Here is a 14809-nt window from a genome sequence, read left to right as displayed (position 1 = left end):
GCACCTATATGCGGCGCCCGGACGTTCGGAGCCAATCATACCATCGCCGCTTGGCGGCCCAAACCGGCTCGGGCCGTTCGTCACGCGGCATGTCGTGCCGACGGCACGTCCGCGCGCGCAGGCACGTTATAATGATACGTTTGCGAATCAACCCGCGTTCAATGCGGCGGCCGCGTGCACCGACGCGGCGGCACCTGTCCCTTCTGCCGACATGGCAGCTCGACGCCGTGCTCGACGCCGCCACAAAGGCCTGCTAGTGAATCCGCGTCTCGACCTGCTGCAACCGTATCCATTTGAAAAGCTGCGCGCGCTGTTCGACGGCGTAACCCCTTCGCCAGCCCATGCGCCGATTCGTTTTGGCATCGGTGAGCCGAAGCATCCGACGCCGGCGCTGATTCACGAGGCCGTCCGCGCGTCGCTCGATGGATTGGCTTCGTACCCCGCGACCGCCGGCACGCCGCCGTTGCGGCACGCGATCGCGGCGTGGCTGCAACGCCGCTATGGATTGCCGGCGGTGGACCCCGCCACCGACGTGCTGCCAGTGGTCGGCTCACGCGAGGCGCTGTTCGCGTTCGCACAAACGGTCATCGACTCTAGTCGTACAAGCGATGCGGGCCAGCCGCCAGTCGTGCTGTGCCCGAATCCGTTCTATCAGATTTACGAAGGGGCAGCGCTGCTCGCCGGTGCGCAACCCTACTACGTGAACAGCGATCCGGCCCGCCGCTACGCATGCGATTATGGCACGGTGCCGCATGATGTGTGGGCACGCACGCAGCTGCTGTACGTGTGCTCGCCAAGTAATCCGACCGGGGCCGTGTTGGGCCTGGACGACTGGCGGGAGATTTTCGCCCTGTCCGAGCGCTTCGGCTTCACCATCGCGTCCGACGAGTGCTACTCCGAAATCTACTTCGACGAATGCAACCCACCACTCGGCGCGCTACAGGCTGCCCACGCACTGGGTCGAGGCTTCGAGCGCATCGTGATGTTCTCCAGCCTGTCTAAGCGCTCGAACGTGCCGGGAATGCGCTCTGGATTCGTGGCAGGCGACGCCTCGATCCTGAAGCGCTTCCTATTGTTTCGCACTTATCACGGTTCGGCATTGAGCCCTGTCTACCAAGCCGCAAGCATTGCCGCGTGGGGCGACGAGCAGCACGTGCGCGACAACCGCCGAGAGTACGTCAAGAAATTCGGCACCGTCACCCCAATGCTGGCCGACGTGCTGGATGTCGCGATGCCCGACGCGGGATTTTACCTGTGGGCGCGGGTTTCGCGCACCGGATTGGACGATTGCACATTCGCGCGGCGCTTGTACGCCGACTATAATGTCACCGTCCTGCCGGGTTCCTATCTCGCGCGCACCGCGCACGGCGCTAACCCGGGACGCGATTACGTGCGCATTGCGCTGGTCGCAGACACCGCCGAATGCGTCGAAGGCGCGCGGCGCATCGTCCAATTCTGCCAAAGCCTGTAGCGCGTCGCGCCGACGCCCGCCGCGCGGCGCGCACGCATTGCACCGATATCAACCACACTCGAGTTATCAAGCCATGTCGCAACCCTTGCAGCAGATCATCGACACCGCGTGGGAAAACCGCGCTGAGCTGTCACCGAAGTCCGCCCCCACCGATATCCGCGAGGCTGTCGCGCACGTGATCGGCGAGCTGGACCGCGGCACGCTTCGCGTGGCCGAGAAGAAAGACGGCGACTGGGTCGTCAACCAATGGCTGAAAAAGGCGGTACTGCTATCGTTTCGACTTGAGGATAACGTGCCGATGGCTGCCGGCGGCTACTCGCAGTTCTACGACAAAGTGCCGTCCAAGTTCGCAAACTACACGCCCGAGGACTTCGCCGCCGGCGGCTTTCGTGTCGTGCCGCCAGCGATCGCGCGCCGCGGCTCGTATATCGCGAAGAACGTCGTGCTGATGCCGTCGTACACTAACATCGGTGCCTACGTCGATGAGGGCACGATGGTCGACACGTGGGCCACCGTTGGCTCGTGCGCGCAGATCGGCAAAAACGTTCACCTGTCCGGAGGGGTCGGCATTGGCGGCGTGCTCGAGCCGCTGCAGGCCAATCCGGTGATCATCGAGGACAACTGCTTCATTGGCGCGCGCTCCGAAGTCGTCGAGGGCGTGATCGTCGGGGAGAACTCGGTTATCTCGATGGGCGTCTATCTCGGCCAGAGCACGAAGATCTATGATCGCGAGACCGGCGAAGTCATGTACGGCCGCGTGCCGCCGGGCTCCGTCGTCGTGGCCGGCAACCTGCCGTCAGCTGACGGCAAATACAGCCTGTACTGCGCGGTGATCGTCAAGAAAGTCGATGCCAAAACCCGTTCAAAGGTCGGCATCAACGAACTGCTGCGGGGCGATTAAATGGCTACCAGCAAGTCGCGCGGCAACGCGCTGACCGTCTACGGGATCCCGAACTGCGACACCGTGAAGAAGGCGCGTGACTGGCTCGACACGCACGGTGTCGCGTACGCGTTCCACGACGTCAAGAAGGCCGGCGTCAACGCCGCATTGTTGCGCGGCTGGCTCGCCCAAGTGCCACTGGACACACTCGTGAACCGGCGCGGCACGACATGGCGCGCGCTCAGCGACGAGCAAAAGGCGGCGGCCGGCACAACCGACGGCGCCATCGCATTGATGATCGACAAGCCGTCGGTCATCAAGCGTCCCGTGCTCGTGGCCGACGACGGCATCAAGGCGGTCGGCTTCTCGGCCGACCAGTATCAAACGCTGTTCTGACCTTTCCTGCCCATGAGCCGCACGCTTGCCCTGACCGAGGCCCTAATCGGCCGAGCGTCCGTCACGCCTGAGGATGAAGGCTGCCAGGCATTGATGGCCGAGCGCCTCGTGGCGCTCGGCTTCACCTGCGAAACCATCGCCCAGGGCGATGTCACCAACCTGTGGGCGCTCAAGCGCGGCGCTGACGGCCCGGCGGGCAAGCTGCTGGCGTTCGCCGGCCACACCGACGTAGTGCCGACCGGGCCGCTCGAGCAATGGAGCAGCGATCCATTCGTTCCGGTGCAACGCGACGGCCGACTATACGGACGCGGCGCGGCGGACATGAAGGCGTCGCTGGCCGCCTTTGTCGTCGCGGCTGAGGAATTTGTCGCCGCCCATCCACAGCACCGCGGCTCGATCGGCCTGCTGATCACCAGCGATGAGGAAGGACCGGCACGCTATGGCACGGTCAAAGTAGTCGAGCGGCTTGAAGCGCGCGGCGAACGCCTGGACTACTGCGTGGTCGGCGAGCCGACCTCCAGCGAGCGCTTCGGCGACACGGTGAAGAACGGGCGACGCGGCTCACTGTCCGGCAAGTTAACCGTGCGTGGCATACAGGGGCATATCGCGTACCCGCACCTTGCCAAGAATCCGGTGCATCTGCTCGCGCCCGCGCTGGCTGACCTTGTGCGCGTGGCATGGGACCAGGGCAACGAATACTTCCCACCGACCACGTGGCAGATATCGAACCTGCATGCCGGAACGGGTGCGACCAATATCATCCCGGGCAGCGCGAACGTCGACTTCAACTTCCGCTTCTCGACCGCGACGACGCCCGACGAGTTGAAAGCGCGCGTGCACGCGATCCTCGACGGCCACGGGCTGGACTACGAATTAACGTGGAACCTGAGCGGCATGCCGTTCCTGACACCGCGCGGCGAGCTGTCCAACGCGCTCGAGCAGGCGATCGAGGCCGAGACCGGCATACGCCCCGTGCTCTCAACCACCGGTGGTACCTCCGATGGCCGCTTCATTGCACGGATTTGCAAGCAAGTCATCGAGTTTGGCCCGTGTAACGCGTCGATTCACAAAGTCGATGAACATATCGAGTTGGCCCACATTGAGCCGCTGAAAAACGTGTATCGGGGTGTATTGGAGCGTCTCGTCGCATGACGTACGGGGCGGTTGGCGCTGCCGTGGCGGCGCCAGCCCCAACCCGGCCCGACGCCGCCGCGCCCCTTCCTACCCGCCAACGCCCAACCCGGCGCTCATGCCGTCGCTTACCATGAATCATTCATTTTTGACCGTCCGCGACTTGCTGCGCTACGCGGTCACCCGCTTCAACCAGGCTCAATTGGCCTTCGGCCACGGCAACGCAAACGCTTATGATGAAGCCGCGTATCTGGTGCTCCATACGCTGCACCTGCCGCTCGACACGCTGGACCCATTTCTTGATGCACGTCTGCTGGACGACGAAATCGGCGTGGTACTCGACATCATCGAGCGGCGCGTCACGCAGCGGTTACCAGCCGCCTATCTGACACACGAAGCTTGGCTGCACGGCTATCGCTTCCATGTCGACGAGCGCGTGATCGTGCCGCGTTCGCTCATCGGTGAATTGCTACTCGAGCGGCTGTCGCCGTGGATCGACACGCCTGACGAACTAGGCGCGGTGCTCGAGTTGTGCACCGGCTCTGGCTGCCTTGCGATCATGGCGGCCGACGCGTTCCCCTACGCCGAGATCGACGCGGTCGACCTGTCAGCACACGCGCTGCAGGTCGCGCAGCGCAACGTCGATGACTACGACTTGAATGAGCGGATCACGCTATTCGAAGGCGACCTGTTCGCGCCGCTGCCGCCACGCCGATACGATTTAATTTTAGCCAACCCACCTTATGTCAACGAGAGGTCGATGCAAGCATTGCCCGCCGAATATCGCCATGAACCGGCCATGGCGCTGGCGGGAGGCTCCGATGGCATGGACATCGTGCGCCGGATCATCGGCGCTGCGCGCGACTGGCTGACCGACGACGGCCTGTTGGTCGTCGAGATCGGCAACGAGCGGCACCACGTCGAAGCCGCGTTCGGCAGCCTGCCGCTGACGTGGCTGCCGACCCACGCCGGCGACGACAGCGTCTTCTTGCTGCGTGCGGCAGACCTGCCGCATCGCAAATCATGATGCAAGACAGCCCTGTCATGATACAGCACCGCTGAACAAAAGACGCAACCGCACGCTGCGGCGCCACATCGCCCCGAGACACGCGCCGTTGCGGCATGCACACCACATCGGCACTGCCGAAAAAAAGCCATGACAGGTAAGATGCAACGCATGCCGCACTGCGCGAGCCGTCAGCGGCTCGCTTTCCCGCATGCAATTAGATTGGCTCCATCTCGGTACATGGGTCGCTTGTGCGCATATGCTCGGCGTCATCGCCGCCTGCCATGCGATTCTCCACACGCGTACGTCGCAAGGTGCGATCGCATGGGCGGTTTCGCTCATCGCGGTGCCCTACCTGACGCTGGTTCCGTACCTTTTCCTGGGGCGTAGCCGTTTCGAGGGTTATGTCGACGCGCGACGCGTCGAGTACGAAGCGATCCGGGAGCGACGTTCGGACCTGGTCGGCGACATCGGCACGCAATCCGACGCGCTGGACAGCGCGCCGGTCGATCGGCTGGGCGTACAGACGATCACCGCACTGTCGTCGCTCGCGCGCATGCCGTTTTTGGCCGGCAACCACGTGCGCACGCTGGTCAACGGCAAGGCGACGTTTGCGGCGATCCTCGACGCAATCGACGCAGCACGTCACTACGTGCTTGTCCAGTTCTTCATCATTCGGGCCGATACAGTCGGCGACATGCTGCGCGATGCGCTGCTGGCTAAGGCGGCGCAAGGGGTGCAGGTGCATTTGCTGTATGACAGCATCGGCAGTATCGACCTGCCGGTGGCCTACGTCAGCGCGCTGCGTGCCGGTGGCGTGCAGGTGCATGCGTTCGCCACCAACCGCCGCTTCGTCAACCGCTTCCAGCTCAATTTCCGCAATCACCGCAAAATCGTCGTCGTCGATGGCGAACGCGCCTTCGTTGGCGGTCACAACGTCGGTATCGAATACCTGGGCGGCAAACCACCGTTATCGCCGTGGCGTGATACGCACATTGAAGTGCGCGGGCCCGTGGTGAAGCAAATCGAATTCGTGTTCGTCGAGGATTGGTTCTGGGCCACGCAGCGACTGCCCCATACCATGCCACCCGTTCGCCCATGCGGTGGCAACATGCATTGTCAAGTCATCGCCAGCGGTCCGGCCGACCACCAGGAAACCTGCTCGCTGTTCTTCGTCGCAGCGATCCATGCGGCACGTGAGCGCATCTGGATCACCAGCCCTTACTTGATACCCGATGAGGCCGTATTCGCCGCCCTCAGGCTCGCCGTGATGCGCGGCGTCGACGTGCGCGTGCTGATTCCGTCGCGTCGCGATCATATCGTCGTTTTCGAAGCCTCCCGGCTTTACGCCCATGACATGGTGCAGGCGGGCATCCAGGTCTTCCGCTATCGCCCCGGCTTCCTTCACCAAAAGGTCGTGCTAATCGATTGTGTCGCCGCCGCGATCGGCAGCGCAAACCTCGATAATCGGTCATTTCGCCTGAACTTCGAGATCATGCTATTGACTGTCGATTCCACGTTTGCCGCCGAGGTCGCGGCCATGCTCGAGGCCGATTTCGCGTTGTCTGATCCGGTCCAAGCCAGCGAACACGCGCGCACGCCGGCGTGGCGGCGCATGGCGATGCACGTCGCGCGGCTGTTCGCGCCGATTCTATAGCGGCGCGGGCTCGATGCGATGACCGGGTAACCGGTACGCAATCGAAGCCAGCCACCACACGATCGCTCACGGCGGAACCATCGTGTGCTGATTTGAACGCCTCCAGGCCTTTATGGTGACCCTGACCCATCGTCGCATGCGCAGCCGTGAACCGCTTGATCATCGCGCGCATCGCCATCCGGCAAAGTGCGCAACGACGCCGTACATTGCTCGGCGACGACATGTCCCGCTGCTTCAAACACGCACTAGTGCCGGCCCAATGCCTAAAGAGTCTTGCTGCACTGCAACGCATCCTTTTATTTCGGCACCTGGACCTTTATATAAAATAAGTGTTCGACACCTCTCGCTCGTTGAGCACATCGCGCTCCAACACCGTGTCATGTGCATGGATCGACTGGTTCAACGAGCCGATCCATGCACGGCGCTGCTGAACATCAACAGTAGAAACGTGGCGGCCAAGGGCAATTTCAATGCTAGCTTCGTCATGCTCACTGCTCCAAATTAATGGTAACGCCTACGGATTTGATCGCATTGCTCGTACAAATCGACCCATCGGATCTATCTTCGAAATGCCGACGTTACCGTCCTTTGACGGCGTGGTCCCGGATGACTTTAGTGTCAGGCCACAAAGTGTTTGCCAAACCGCAATCTTTTCCTAATAGCTGTACACTGTCCGCCAGATTCCGCTTTGTACAAGCCATCCACGCGAAACACCGTACTTTTTGCCACTTACCATTAAGGTTGCCCGGTCCGTCGAATGACCGGACATAGAGTAGCGTGCAGCCCTGCCGGGTGATCGGGTCCGGAACAGGCTGCCGCCGAGCTTGCGTTTTGACGGCTTTGATCCGTCCAAACCGAACCGCCACACACAGCGCGCCACCAGCGTCAGCTGCACAGGAAAGGAGAACCAATGAAAAAGCGAGCGATGACCATTGTGGCCTTTAGTGGCCTTGCCGCGAATGCCGCTTGGGCACAGAGCAACGTCACGTTATATGGGGCCGTGGACAACGGAATTGGCTATCAAACTAGCCAGACAGCGCCGGGCTCTGTCAATGGCGGACGGTCGGCCATCAAAATGGCCCACGGCGTCTGGTTAGGCAACCGCATTGGCTTTAAGGGCGACGAAGATCTTGGCGGCGGGCTGAAGGCCTTATTCACGCTGGAAGCCGGTTTCAACGGCGCAAACGGTGACGCCCTATTCGAAAAAAACGCTCAGTTCGGTCGGCAAGCATTCGTGGGTATGGCACATCCTGAGTTCGGGACCGTGACAGCGGGCCGCCAGTACACGGCCTATTACACCTTGCTCGCGCCATATAGCCCAACGACGTGGCTCACAGCGTACGGCTCGCACCCGGGTGACATCAGCTCCCTTAATCTAGCGTACCGCACGAACAGTTCGATTGTCTATATGTCCCCCAACCTCAATGGACTGAAGTTCGGAGGATCGTATGCATTCGCGGGCGTGCCCGGCAGTGCGTACCGTGGTTCGACGTGGAGTGCGGGCGTGCAATATATCAACGGACCGTTCGGTATCGCTGCGGGATTCCAACGCGTCAATAACGCCGCTGTCGGCGGCGGCGAGTGGGATGCGCAATCGGCAACCAACTCCAACGGCAAGCCCCCCGTGTCGGCGATCAACTATGGGTATCAAACCGCGCAGGCACAACAACGCGTCGGCGTGACAGGCGGGTGGAAATTTACGCCTGACTTTGATGTTTCGCTATCTTATGCGAACACACAGTACGTGCCCGGTATTCTGTCGCATTTCCGTAACCAGGCCACATTCAATGCGGCGGGTGTAGTGCTGCACTGGAAGCCGAGCCCGATGTGGGATCTCGCTGCCGGCTACAACCATGCGCGCGCAAGTAAGGCCAACGGAATCGAGCACGCAGCACGGTATAATCAGTTCAATTTGTCACAGTACTATAGCCTGTCAAAGCGTACCGGTATCTACATGGTGCAGGCTTACCAACGCGCAAGCGGCAATACGTTTAGCGTTGCACCGGACGGCACCACGGGCGTAGTCAAGGCCACCGCGTCGATCGGCGATGCGATGAACGCTGCGCCCTCGTCATCGCAGAGTCAGTTTGCCGCCGCCGCGGGGATCGTGCACCGGTTCTAAGTTGTCACGGTCTTCATCAAAGCGCTGACAGCTTTTTCGAAGCGCTGATAGCTGTTCGTTAATGGCAGCAGCGGCGCCCACATGGCTGCGTGTCCGCGCGGACACGCAGCCGCGCAGAAAGCTGCGTTACGCGGTCAACCGATGGTCTCGCCATCCGCTAGTCAGTGGGCAGAAGCCTTCGGTCGTCGTCACCCTCCCATCACGTGCGTCGGCCGACAAATGCAAGAAGGCGCACCAACACGTAGGCTGACAAGTTCAGCCGCGTCAAAGCAACTTCTCGATATCCGGCTCGATCGCGTCAGGTTTAGTGACAGGCGCATAGCGCTTGATTAGCCTGCCTTCGCGATCGATTAAGAACTTGGTGAAGTTCCACTTGATCGCCTCGGTCCCGAGCACGCCGGGCGCTTCCTCGGTCAGATAGCGATACAGCGGATGCGCATGGGCGCCGTTCACATCGATCTTGTCAAACATCGGGAACTTGACCTGGTAGTTTTTCTCGCAAAATGCGCCGATCTGCTGCGCGTCGCCCGGCTCCTGCTTGCCAAACTGGTTACACGGAAAGCCCAGTATCTCCAGGCCGCGCGCCGCATATCGCTCATATAAGGCCTGTAACCCCGCGTATTGGGGCGTGAACCCGCATTCGCTGGCGGTGTTGACGATCAGCAGAACCTTGCCGCGGTAGCGCTCCAGGGAAATGTCGTCGCCCTGCAGCGAGCGCGCGGAAAATGAATAGAGCTGGCTCATCTGGATTCCTTGTACGAACACGAGATAACACTCGCAGTGTAGAGCAACTTCGGACTGCCCGGCATCGGCCGGATGCACGACTGTCCGATGCCGGGCCGATCTACAATAATGACTTTCCACGCATTCCCATAATAGTCCTGCCGTGATCCGCTTCAACCAACTCAGTCTGTCGCGCGGCACGAAGTCGCTTTTCGAAGGAGCAACCTTCACGCTGAATCCGGGCGAAAAAGCCGGCCTGATCGGCGCAAATGGCGCGGGCAAGTCAACGCTGTTCGCCCTTTTACGCGGTCAACTGCAGCCGGATGCCGGCGAACTCGCGCTGCCGCCTTCATGGCGCATCGCGCATGTGGCACAGGAAACGCCCGCGGTCGAGCGCAGCGCGCTCGACTACACGTTGGACGGTGACACGCAATTGCGCGACATCGAGGCACGTATCGCCGCAGCGTGCGCCGACGACAATGGCGCCGAGCAAGCGCTCGCGCATGCGGCACTGGCGGATGTCGACGGCTATTCGGCCCCAGCGCGCGCACAAGCGCTATTGCTCGGCTTAGGCTTCACGCTCGAACAGACGCTGGCGTCGGTCGCCAGTTTCTCCGGCGGCTGGCGCATGCGGCTGAACCTCGCGCAGGCGCTGATGTCGCGCTCCGACCTGCTGCTGCTGGACGAGCCCACGAACCACCTGGACCTGGACGCCATCGTATGGCTTGAAGACTGGCTACATCGCTATGCGGGCACGCTGATCGTCATTTCGCACGACCGGGAATTTCTCGACTCGGTATGCAATGTCACGCTGCACCTGGAACAACGCCAGATCAAGCGTTACGGGGGGAACTATAGTCAATTCGAAGTCCAGCGGGCACAACAGCTCGCGTTACAACAAAGCGCATACGAAAAGCAGCAGCGCACGATCACGCATCTGCATAGCTTCATCGACCGATTCAAAGCCAAGGCCACGAAAGCTCGGCAAGCACAAAGCCGGATGAAGGCACTCGAAAAAATGGAGCGCATCGCGCCGGCGCACGCGTCGTCACCGCTCACGTTCGAGTTTCGCGAGCCCGCATCCGCACCGAACCCGATGCTCGTGATGGAGCAGGTTCGCTGCGGTTATCCGTCGGACAGCGGCGGCACGCCGGCTGTGATCGTCGACGACGTCAACATATCGATTCAGAGTGGCCAGCGCATTGGTTTGCTCGGTGCAAACGGCCAAGGCAAGTCGACATTGATCAAAACGCTGGCTGGCACCCTAGCGCCGATCGGGGGTGTCGTACGCAACGCAAAAGGATTGACGATCGGGTACTTCGCACAGCACCAGCTCGAGACGTTGCGAGAGGACGACACCCCCCTGCAGCATCTGGCACGGCTTGCCCCGGACACGCGCGAGCAGGAGTTGCGCGACTTTTTGGGCAGCTTCAACTTCGGCGGTGAAATGGCCACCACGTCGATCCGCCCGTTCTCGGGCGGCGAAAAAGCCCGTCTTGCCCTTGCGTTGATTGTCTGGCAACGCCCGAATCTGCTGTTGCTGGACGAGCCCACCAACCATCTGGACCTTGAGACACGCCATGCGTTGACGATGGCGCTGGCCCAATTCGAAGGTACGCTGATCCTAGTATCACACGACCGGCACCTGCTGCGAGCAACCACCGACCAGTTCATGCTGGTCGCCCAGCATCGAATCCAATCCTTCGACGGCGACCTTGACGACTATCGTGACTGGCTGCTGCAGCACGCGGCCGAGCAGCGCGAAGCGGTCAAGCGGGCCGGCTCGCAGGCCAATGCGCGAACAGCCGACCCCAGCACGGCGCGGCGCGGCGACACGGCCGGCCTCGCCGGTGCCGACACGTTGATCAATCGCAAGGAGCAACGCCGGGCCGATGCCCAAGCCCGCCAAAAGAGCGCACAGCTACGCAAACCGCTGCAGAACCAGATCGGCAAGATCGAGCACCGGATGGACGCGTTAAACGCCGAGAAGGCGTCGCTCGACGCACTCATCGCGGCGCCGACCAGCTACGAGCCGTCGCAAAAGGCGAAGCTGACCGACGCATTGAAACGCCAGGCCGAAGTCGCGGACCAGATTGCCACGCTCGAGGCCGAATGGCTTGAATTGAACGAGGCGCTGGAGCAAATCGGCTGAACGCGACATTGTGCAATCGGCGCGTTGTCGCCTGTCGTGCGCCGCGTGCCCGCTCTCGCATCGCGTTACCGCCCTGCATGGCGCACCGCGTCACTGGTGCGCAACCCAGCTCAACGCCGCGCGTAGTCGATGCGCTGCACCCCCCGCTCGGTGCCAATCAGACATAGGTCGGCGCCGCGCGCGGCAAACAGCCCAACGGTCACGACGCCGGGCCATTGGTTCACGTCGCGCTCAAGTGCCACCGGGCCGTCGATGGCGAGCCCCTTGACGTCAATGATCTCATTGCCATTGTCGGTGATATACGGCGTGCCGTCTTGTTTCACCCGCAACACCGGCACGCCGCCGGTCGCCTGCGCGATCCGGCGGCCGATCGCCACACGCGCCATCGGCACCACTTCGATCGGCAGCGGGAACGCCCCGAGCGTGGGCACCAGCTTGCTGCCGTCCGCGATGCAGACGAATACGTCGGCGACCGACGCGACGATCTTTTCGCGTGTCAACGCACCGCCGCCGCCCTTGATCATCGCGCCATGCGGGTCGATTTCGTCTGCACCGTCGACGTACACCGGCAGCGATTCGACCTCGCCCAGCTCGAATACACGAAACCCGTGCGATAGCAGCCGGTTCGTCGTGGCAACGGAACTCGATACTGCGCCGCGATACCGTTCGCGACTGCCAGCCAATGCATCGATGAAGCAATTCGCGGTCGAGCCGGTCCCGACGCCAATCACCGCGCCCTCGGGCACTTGCTCGTTCACATAGTCAGCGGCCGCCTGGCCGACGAGCCGTTTGAGTTCGTCTTGAGTCATCTAGAAAATACGGCAGAAAAATACAAGGAACGCAACAGTGTAACCGAGCGGCCGCGGCGCGATTCAATGCATATCGTCGCCGGCCGCCGGCAGCGTCATGGCCGGGATCATCACGCGATAGTTATCGAGCGGTGCGCACACAGTCGCCTCGCTTTGCGCATCGGCATCACCGCAGCATAGTTCGATGGCCCGAAGCGCGTTTAGCACCCGCACAGTACACGGTGCGTCGGCAGCACCGAACTGGCCGCTGGGTCGTTTCCGCGAACGTGAACTATCCGCGTTATGCAGCGCCAATAGAAGACGCGCCCAATCAGCGGGATCCGCTGTCATCGGCCGCATGATGTAGTCGGGCGGCAAGTGTGACGCCGCCCGTCGGTTAAGTCCGATTTCGAGTTTTAGCTTCGGACGCTGCTAGGTGCTTTTCCCTCAAACAGCAGCGGATGTGACGTATCCGCTGCACGAGCGACTATGAGTATCCCCTCGTTGACTATCCCCTCGTCATCCGGCGCCGCAACAGCAATACCTGTTAGCGTTTGACTAGAGTATGAGCAAGACGGAGACTCGTCAAACTTCAATGTCAGAGAATACACGTCCCCAAAAGTACGAGGCGCGATCGTTCCTTTCGCCCTGCACGCGCCGCTATTAAACGCTATAGAACCGTCAGTCTCAACGGAAACCTCAGTAGCACTACTCGTATGTAACCCTTGGGTCGTGCCTGTGTAAGCGCCTGCTATCGTGGTAAGTGTGGGCGTCCGCTCATAGTCCGCATTATATCGGGTAGTAAAGGTAAAGCTTGCGTCGCACGCATCCGGATAGACCGATGTACCATTCAACCAATCCTTTGGCGCGTAGGTTGCAGAAATAGCAACTTTCTGTGTTTTCGAACGCGTCAGGTCATAGTCGATCACATCCGACGATGACAACGTGCCGCCCGAGGCTTTCACATTGCCCATGAGTAGCCCGCCGGGCTCCAAGTCGCCCTCGCTCCAGTAAAATGCATAAAATGAACCATCATCAAGAATCAAAGCGGATAGTTTCTGATCCTTGTCGGTTACACCCTCGTATAACCCCTGCACGTCCGTTACAGGACTGGATATATTGCCACTCCCCCCTCCACAACCGTATTGCGTAAAAGCCACAATTAAAGCAGCAATAGCAAGTAATTTATTGCACTTGGTCAATGATTATCTCCGTTGTCCATACTGCGTAAATCCCCTTTCATAGCACACTTCATAGCCTGATTGAAAGGAAAGGTACCAACTTACACCCGGCCCTCAATAAGCTTAACATCGTTCGCAGTTTGCCCAAATGGCTACATCCGTCTTTACATTGTGGTAATCGGCAGAAGCAGTCGGATTGACGTAAAATAGGAGATCTTTAGAAAAAGAAGGATAGGGAACTCGACATAAGCGACACAGCGCAGAAATACTTTGCCCTTCGGCCCCTAGTGTCCGCCGTTATGACTGGCCCCGTCTCTTTTGCTTCACTCGCGCCAGGCGTGCGGCACGCAGACGCGGCTTGCAACACTGTCAGCGAGCCTCCCAGCCGCGAGCGAAGAATGGGGTTGTGTCAACTAGGAACTCGACATTACCTGATAGCGTACACAAGCATAAAACGGCAAACAGATAGTGCACCTATGCGCACGCATTCGCAGCCTCAAAACAAAGCCGCAATACACACTGCAAATCATCGATTTTTAATGGGATTGCGCTGCCTGACCGCCTCAAACAAGCCAATGCCGCTGGCAACCGATACATTTAGGCTGTCGACACTACCCATCATCGGGATGTACACCAAGTCGTCACACGTCTCGCGCGTTAACCTGCGCATGCCCTCCCCTTCGGCGCCCATGACCAGTGCGACTGGACCATCAAGCGCGGTCTCGTACAGGCTGCGCGGAGCGTCGCCAGCCGTGCCGATCACCCAGACGCCGGCGTCCTTCAACTCGCGCAGCGTACGGGCAAGGTTGGTTACCGTGATGTACGGCACGGTCTCGGCCGCGCCGCTGGCTACCTTCGCAGCGGTCGAATTCAGTCCGACCGCGCGATCACGCGGCGCGATCACCGCATGCGCGCCGGCCGCATCGGCCACACGCAAGCATGCGCCGAGATTATGCGGGTCGGTGACCCCGTCGAGCACCAGCAACAGCGCGGGCCCGGGCAGCGCGTCGAGCAGCTCGGCCAAGTTTTGCGCAAGCGGTAGATCCGTCGCGCGCGCGACGACACCCTGGTGCCGATGCGTACCGGCCAAGCCATGCAACCGTGCATCCTCGGCGGCAATCAATCGAACCCCAGATGATTGCACCAGTTGCAGGAAATCCTGCATGCGGCGATCGCGCCGCGTCGGATCGTACAAGATCTCTTCGATACTGGACGAATCATGACGCAAGCGCGCCGTAACCGCATGGAATCCGTATAGAACCTTTAAACGTGCCATAAACGCTGCTTTCAAAAAAAAGTGCG

At 60.9% G+C, this 14809-nt stretch carries 13 protein-coding genes; 8 read left to right on the top strand and 5 right to left on the bottom strand.

Translation table 11 applies throughout. The annotated features are described in order from the left end of the window. The first annotated feature begins 211 nt into the window (after positions 1–211). The 7 genes from dapC (at position 212) to B0B13_RS05995 (ending at position 8663) form a co-directional block, all read left to right on the top strand. Entirely contained in the window at positions 212–1471 is a 1260-nt protein-coding gene (gene dapC, locus B0B13_RS06030; RefSeq protein WP_076797182.1) for a succinyldiaminopimelate transaminase, read from the top strand. Between the two features lie 73 nt (positions 1472–1544). Continuing rightward, positions 1545–2372, top strand: coding sequence for a 2,3,4,5-tetrahydropyridine-2,6-dicarboxylate N-succinyltransferase (gene dapD, locus B0B13_RS06025; RefSeq protein WP_076795018.1), 828 nt, complete (start codon positions 1545–1547; stop codon positions 2370–2372). Beyond that, on the top strand, positions 2373–2747 hold the full coding sequence (locus B0B13_RS06020; protein WP_076784941.1) for an ArsC family reductase: 375 nt from the start codon (positions 2373–2375) through the stop codon (positions 2745–2747). It begins immediately after the preceding gene. A gap of 12 nt (positions 2748–2759) precedes the next feature. Next, on the top strand, positions 2760–3899 hold the full coding sequence (gene dapE, locus B0B13_RS06015) for a succinyl-diaminopimelate desuccinylase (protein WP_076784942.1): 1140 nt from the start codon (positions 2760–2762) through the stop codon (positions 3897–3899). Positions 3900–4011: 112 nt separating this feature from the next. After that, the gene (gene prmB / locus B0B13_RS06010; RefSeq protein ID WP_076797181.1) at positions 4012–4905 is read left to right on the top strand and encodes a 50S ribosomal protein L3 N(5)-glutamine methyltransferase; all 894 of its coding nucleotides are present in this window, start codon (positions 4012–4014) and stop codon (positions 4903–4905) included. A 190-nt stretch (positions 4906–5095) separates the two neighbouring features. Further along, complete coding sequence (cls, locus tag B0B13_RS06005) at positions 5096–6541, top strand: cardiolipin synthase (protein ID WP_076795016.1); 1446 nt, start codon at positions 5096–5098, stop codon at positions 6539–6541. A 910-nt stretch (positions 6542–7451) separates the two neighbouring features. Beyond that, complete coding sequence (locus B0B13_RS05995; protein WP_076795011.1) at positions 7452–8663, top strand: porin; 1212 nt, start codon at positions 7452–7454, stop codon at positions 8661–8663. Positions 8664–8927: 264 nt separating this feature from the next. Here the strand turns inward: B0B13_RS05995 and B0B13_RS05990 are convergent, their stop codons facing one another. Continuing rightward, positions 8928–9407 carry a glutathione peroxidase gene (locus tag B0B13_RS05990; RefSeq protein ID WP_076795008.1) on the bottom strand — a complete coding sequence of 160 codons (480 nt, stop codon included), beginning with the start codon at positions 9405–9407 and terminating at the stop codon, positions 8928–8930. 142 nt (positions 9408–9549) lie between these two features. Here B0B13_RS05990 and B0B13_RS05985 point away from each other — a divergent pair, with 142 nt between their 5' ends. Beyond that, positions 9550–11538 (top strand): ATP-binding cassette domain-containing protein, encoded by a 1989-nt coding sequence (locus tag B0B13_RS05985; RefSeq protein WP_076795006.1) that lies wholly within the window; start codon positions 9550–9552, stop codon positions 11536–11538. Between the two features lie 110 nt (positions 11539–11648). Here B0B13_RS05985 and rpiA read toward each other — a convergent pair whose 3' ends face one another. The 4 genes from rpiA to rlmB form a co-directional block, all read right to left on the bottom strand. Beyond that, positions 11649–12347 (bottom strand): ribose-5-phosphate isomerase RpiA, encoded by a 699-nt coding sequence (gene rpiA, locus B0B13_RS05980; protein ID WP_076795004.1) that lies wholly within the window; start codon positions 12345–12347, stop codon positions 11649–11651. Between the two features lie 63 nt (positions 12348–12410). Beyond that, positions 12411–12686, bottom strand: a complete 276-nt coding sequence (locus tag B0B13_RS05975) for a hypothetical protein (protein WP_139337343.1) — start codon at positions 12684–12686, stop codon at positions 12411–12413. Positions 12687–12742: 56 nt separating this feature from the next. After that, on the bottom strand, positions 12743–13528 hold the full coding sequence (locus B0B13_RS05970) for a hypothetical protein (RefSeq protein WP_139337342.1): 786 nt from the start codon (positions 13526–13528) through the stop codon (positions 12743–12745). 505 nt (positions 13529–14033) lie between these two features. After that, positions 14034–14783, bottom strand: a complete 750-nt coding sequence (rlmB, locus tag B0B13_RS05965; RefSeq protein ID WP_076794998.1) for a 23S rRNA (guanosine(2251)-2'-O)-methyltransferase RlmB — start codon at positions 14781–14783, stop codon at positions 14034–14036. Between the last annotated feature and the right edge of the window lie 26 nt (positions 14784–14809).

The organism is Burkholderia sp. b14, assembly GCF_900156195.1.
Classification (GTDB): domain Bacteria; phylum Pseudomonadota; class Gammaproteobacteria; order Burkholderiales; family Burkholderiaceae; genus Mycetohabitans.
The sequence above is the reverse complement of the archived record's forward strand: the minus strand, read 5'-3'. Positions and strand labels throughout refer to the sequence as shown.

What these genes read in the sequence shown, in the direction of transcription:
- dapC (WP_076797182.1), top strand. Translation starts at nt 212, where the DNA reads ATGGCAGCTCGACGCCGTGCTCGACGCCGCCACAAAGGCCTGCTAGTG.
- dapD (WP_076795018.1), top strand. Translation starts at nt 1,545, where the DNA reads ATGTCGCAACCCTTGCAGCAGATCATCGACACCGCGTGGGAAAACCGC.
- B0B13_RS06020 (WP_076784941.1), top strand. Translation starts at nt 2,373, where the DNA reads ATGGCTACCAGCAAGTCGCGCGGCAACGCGCTGACCGTCTACGGGATC.
- dapE (WP_076784942.1), top strand. Translation starts at nt 2,760, where the DNA reads ATGAGCCGCACGCTTGCCCTGACCGAGGCCCTAATCGGCCGAGCGTCC.
- prmB (WP_076797181.1), top strand. Translation starts at nt 4,012, where the DNA reads ATGAATCATTCATTTTTGACCGTCCGCGACTTGCTGCGCTACGCGGTC.
- cls (WP_076795016.1), top strand. Translation starts at nt 5,096, where the DNA reads ATGCAATTAGATTGGCTCCATCTCGGTACATGGGTCGCTTGTGCGCAT.
- B0B13_RS05995 (WP_076795011.1), top strand. Translation starts at nt 7,452, where the DNA reads ATGAAAAAGCGAGCGATGACCATTGTGGCCTTTAGTGGCCTTGCCGCG.
- B0B13_RS05990 (WP_076795008.1), bottom strand. Translation starts at nt 9,407, where the DNA reads ATGAGCCAGCTCTATTCATTTTCCGCGCGCTCGCTGCAGGGCGACGAC.
- rpiA (WP_076795004.1), bottom strand. Translation starts at nt 12,347, where the DNA reads ATGACTCAAGACGAACTCAAACGGCTCGTCGGCCAGGCGGCCGCTGAC.
- B0B13_RS05975 (WP_139337343.1), bottom strand. Translation starts at nt 12,686, where the DNA reads ATGCGGCCGATGACAGCGGATCCCGCTGATTGGGCGCGTCTTCTATTG.
- rlmB (WP_076794998.1), bottom strand. Translation starts at nt 14,783, where the DNA reads ATGGCACGTTTAAAGGTTCTATACGGATTCCATGCGGTTACGGCGCGC.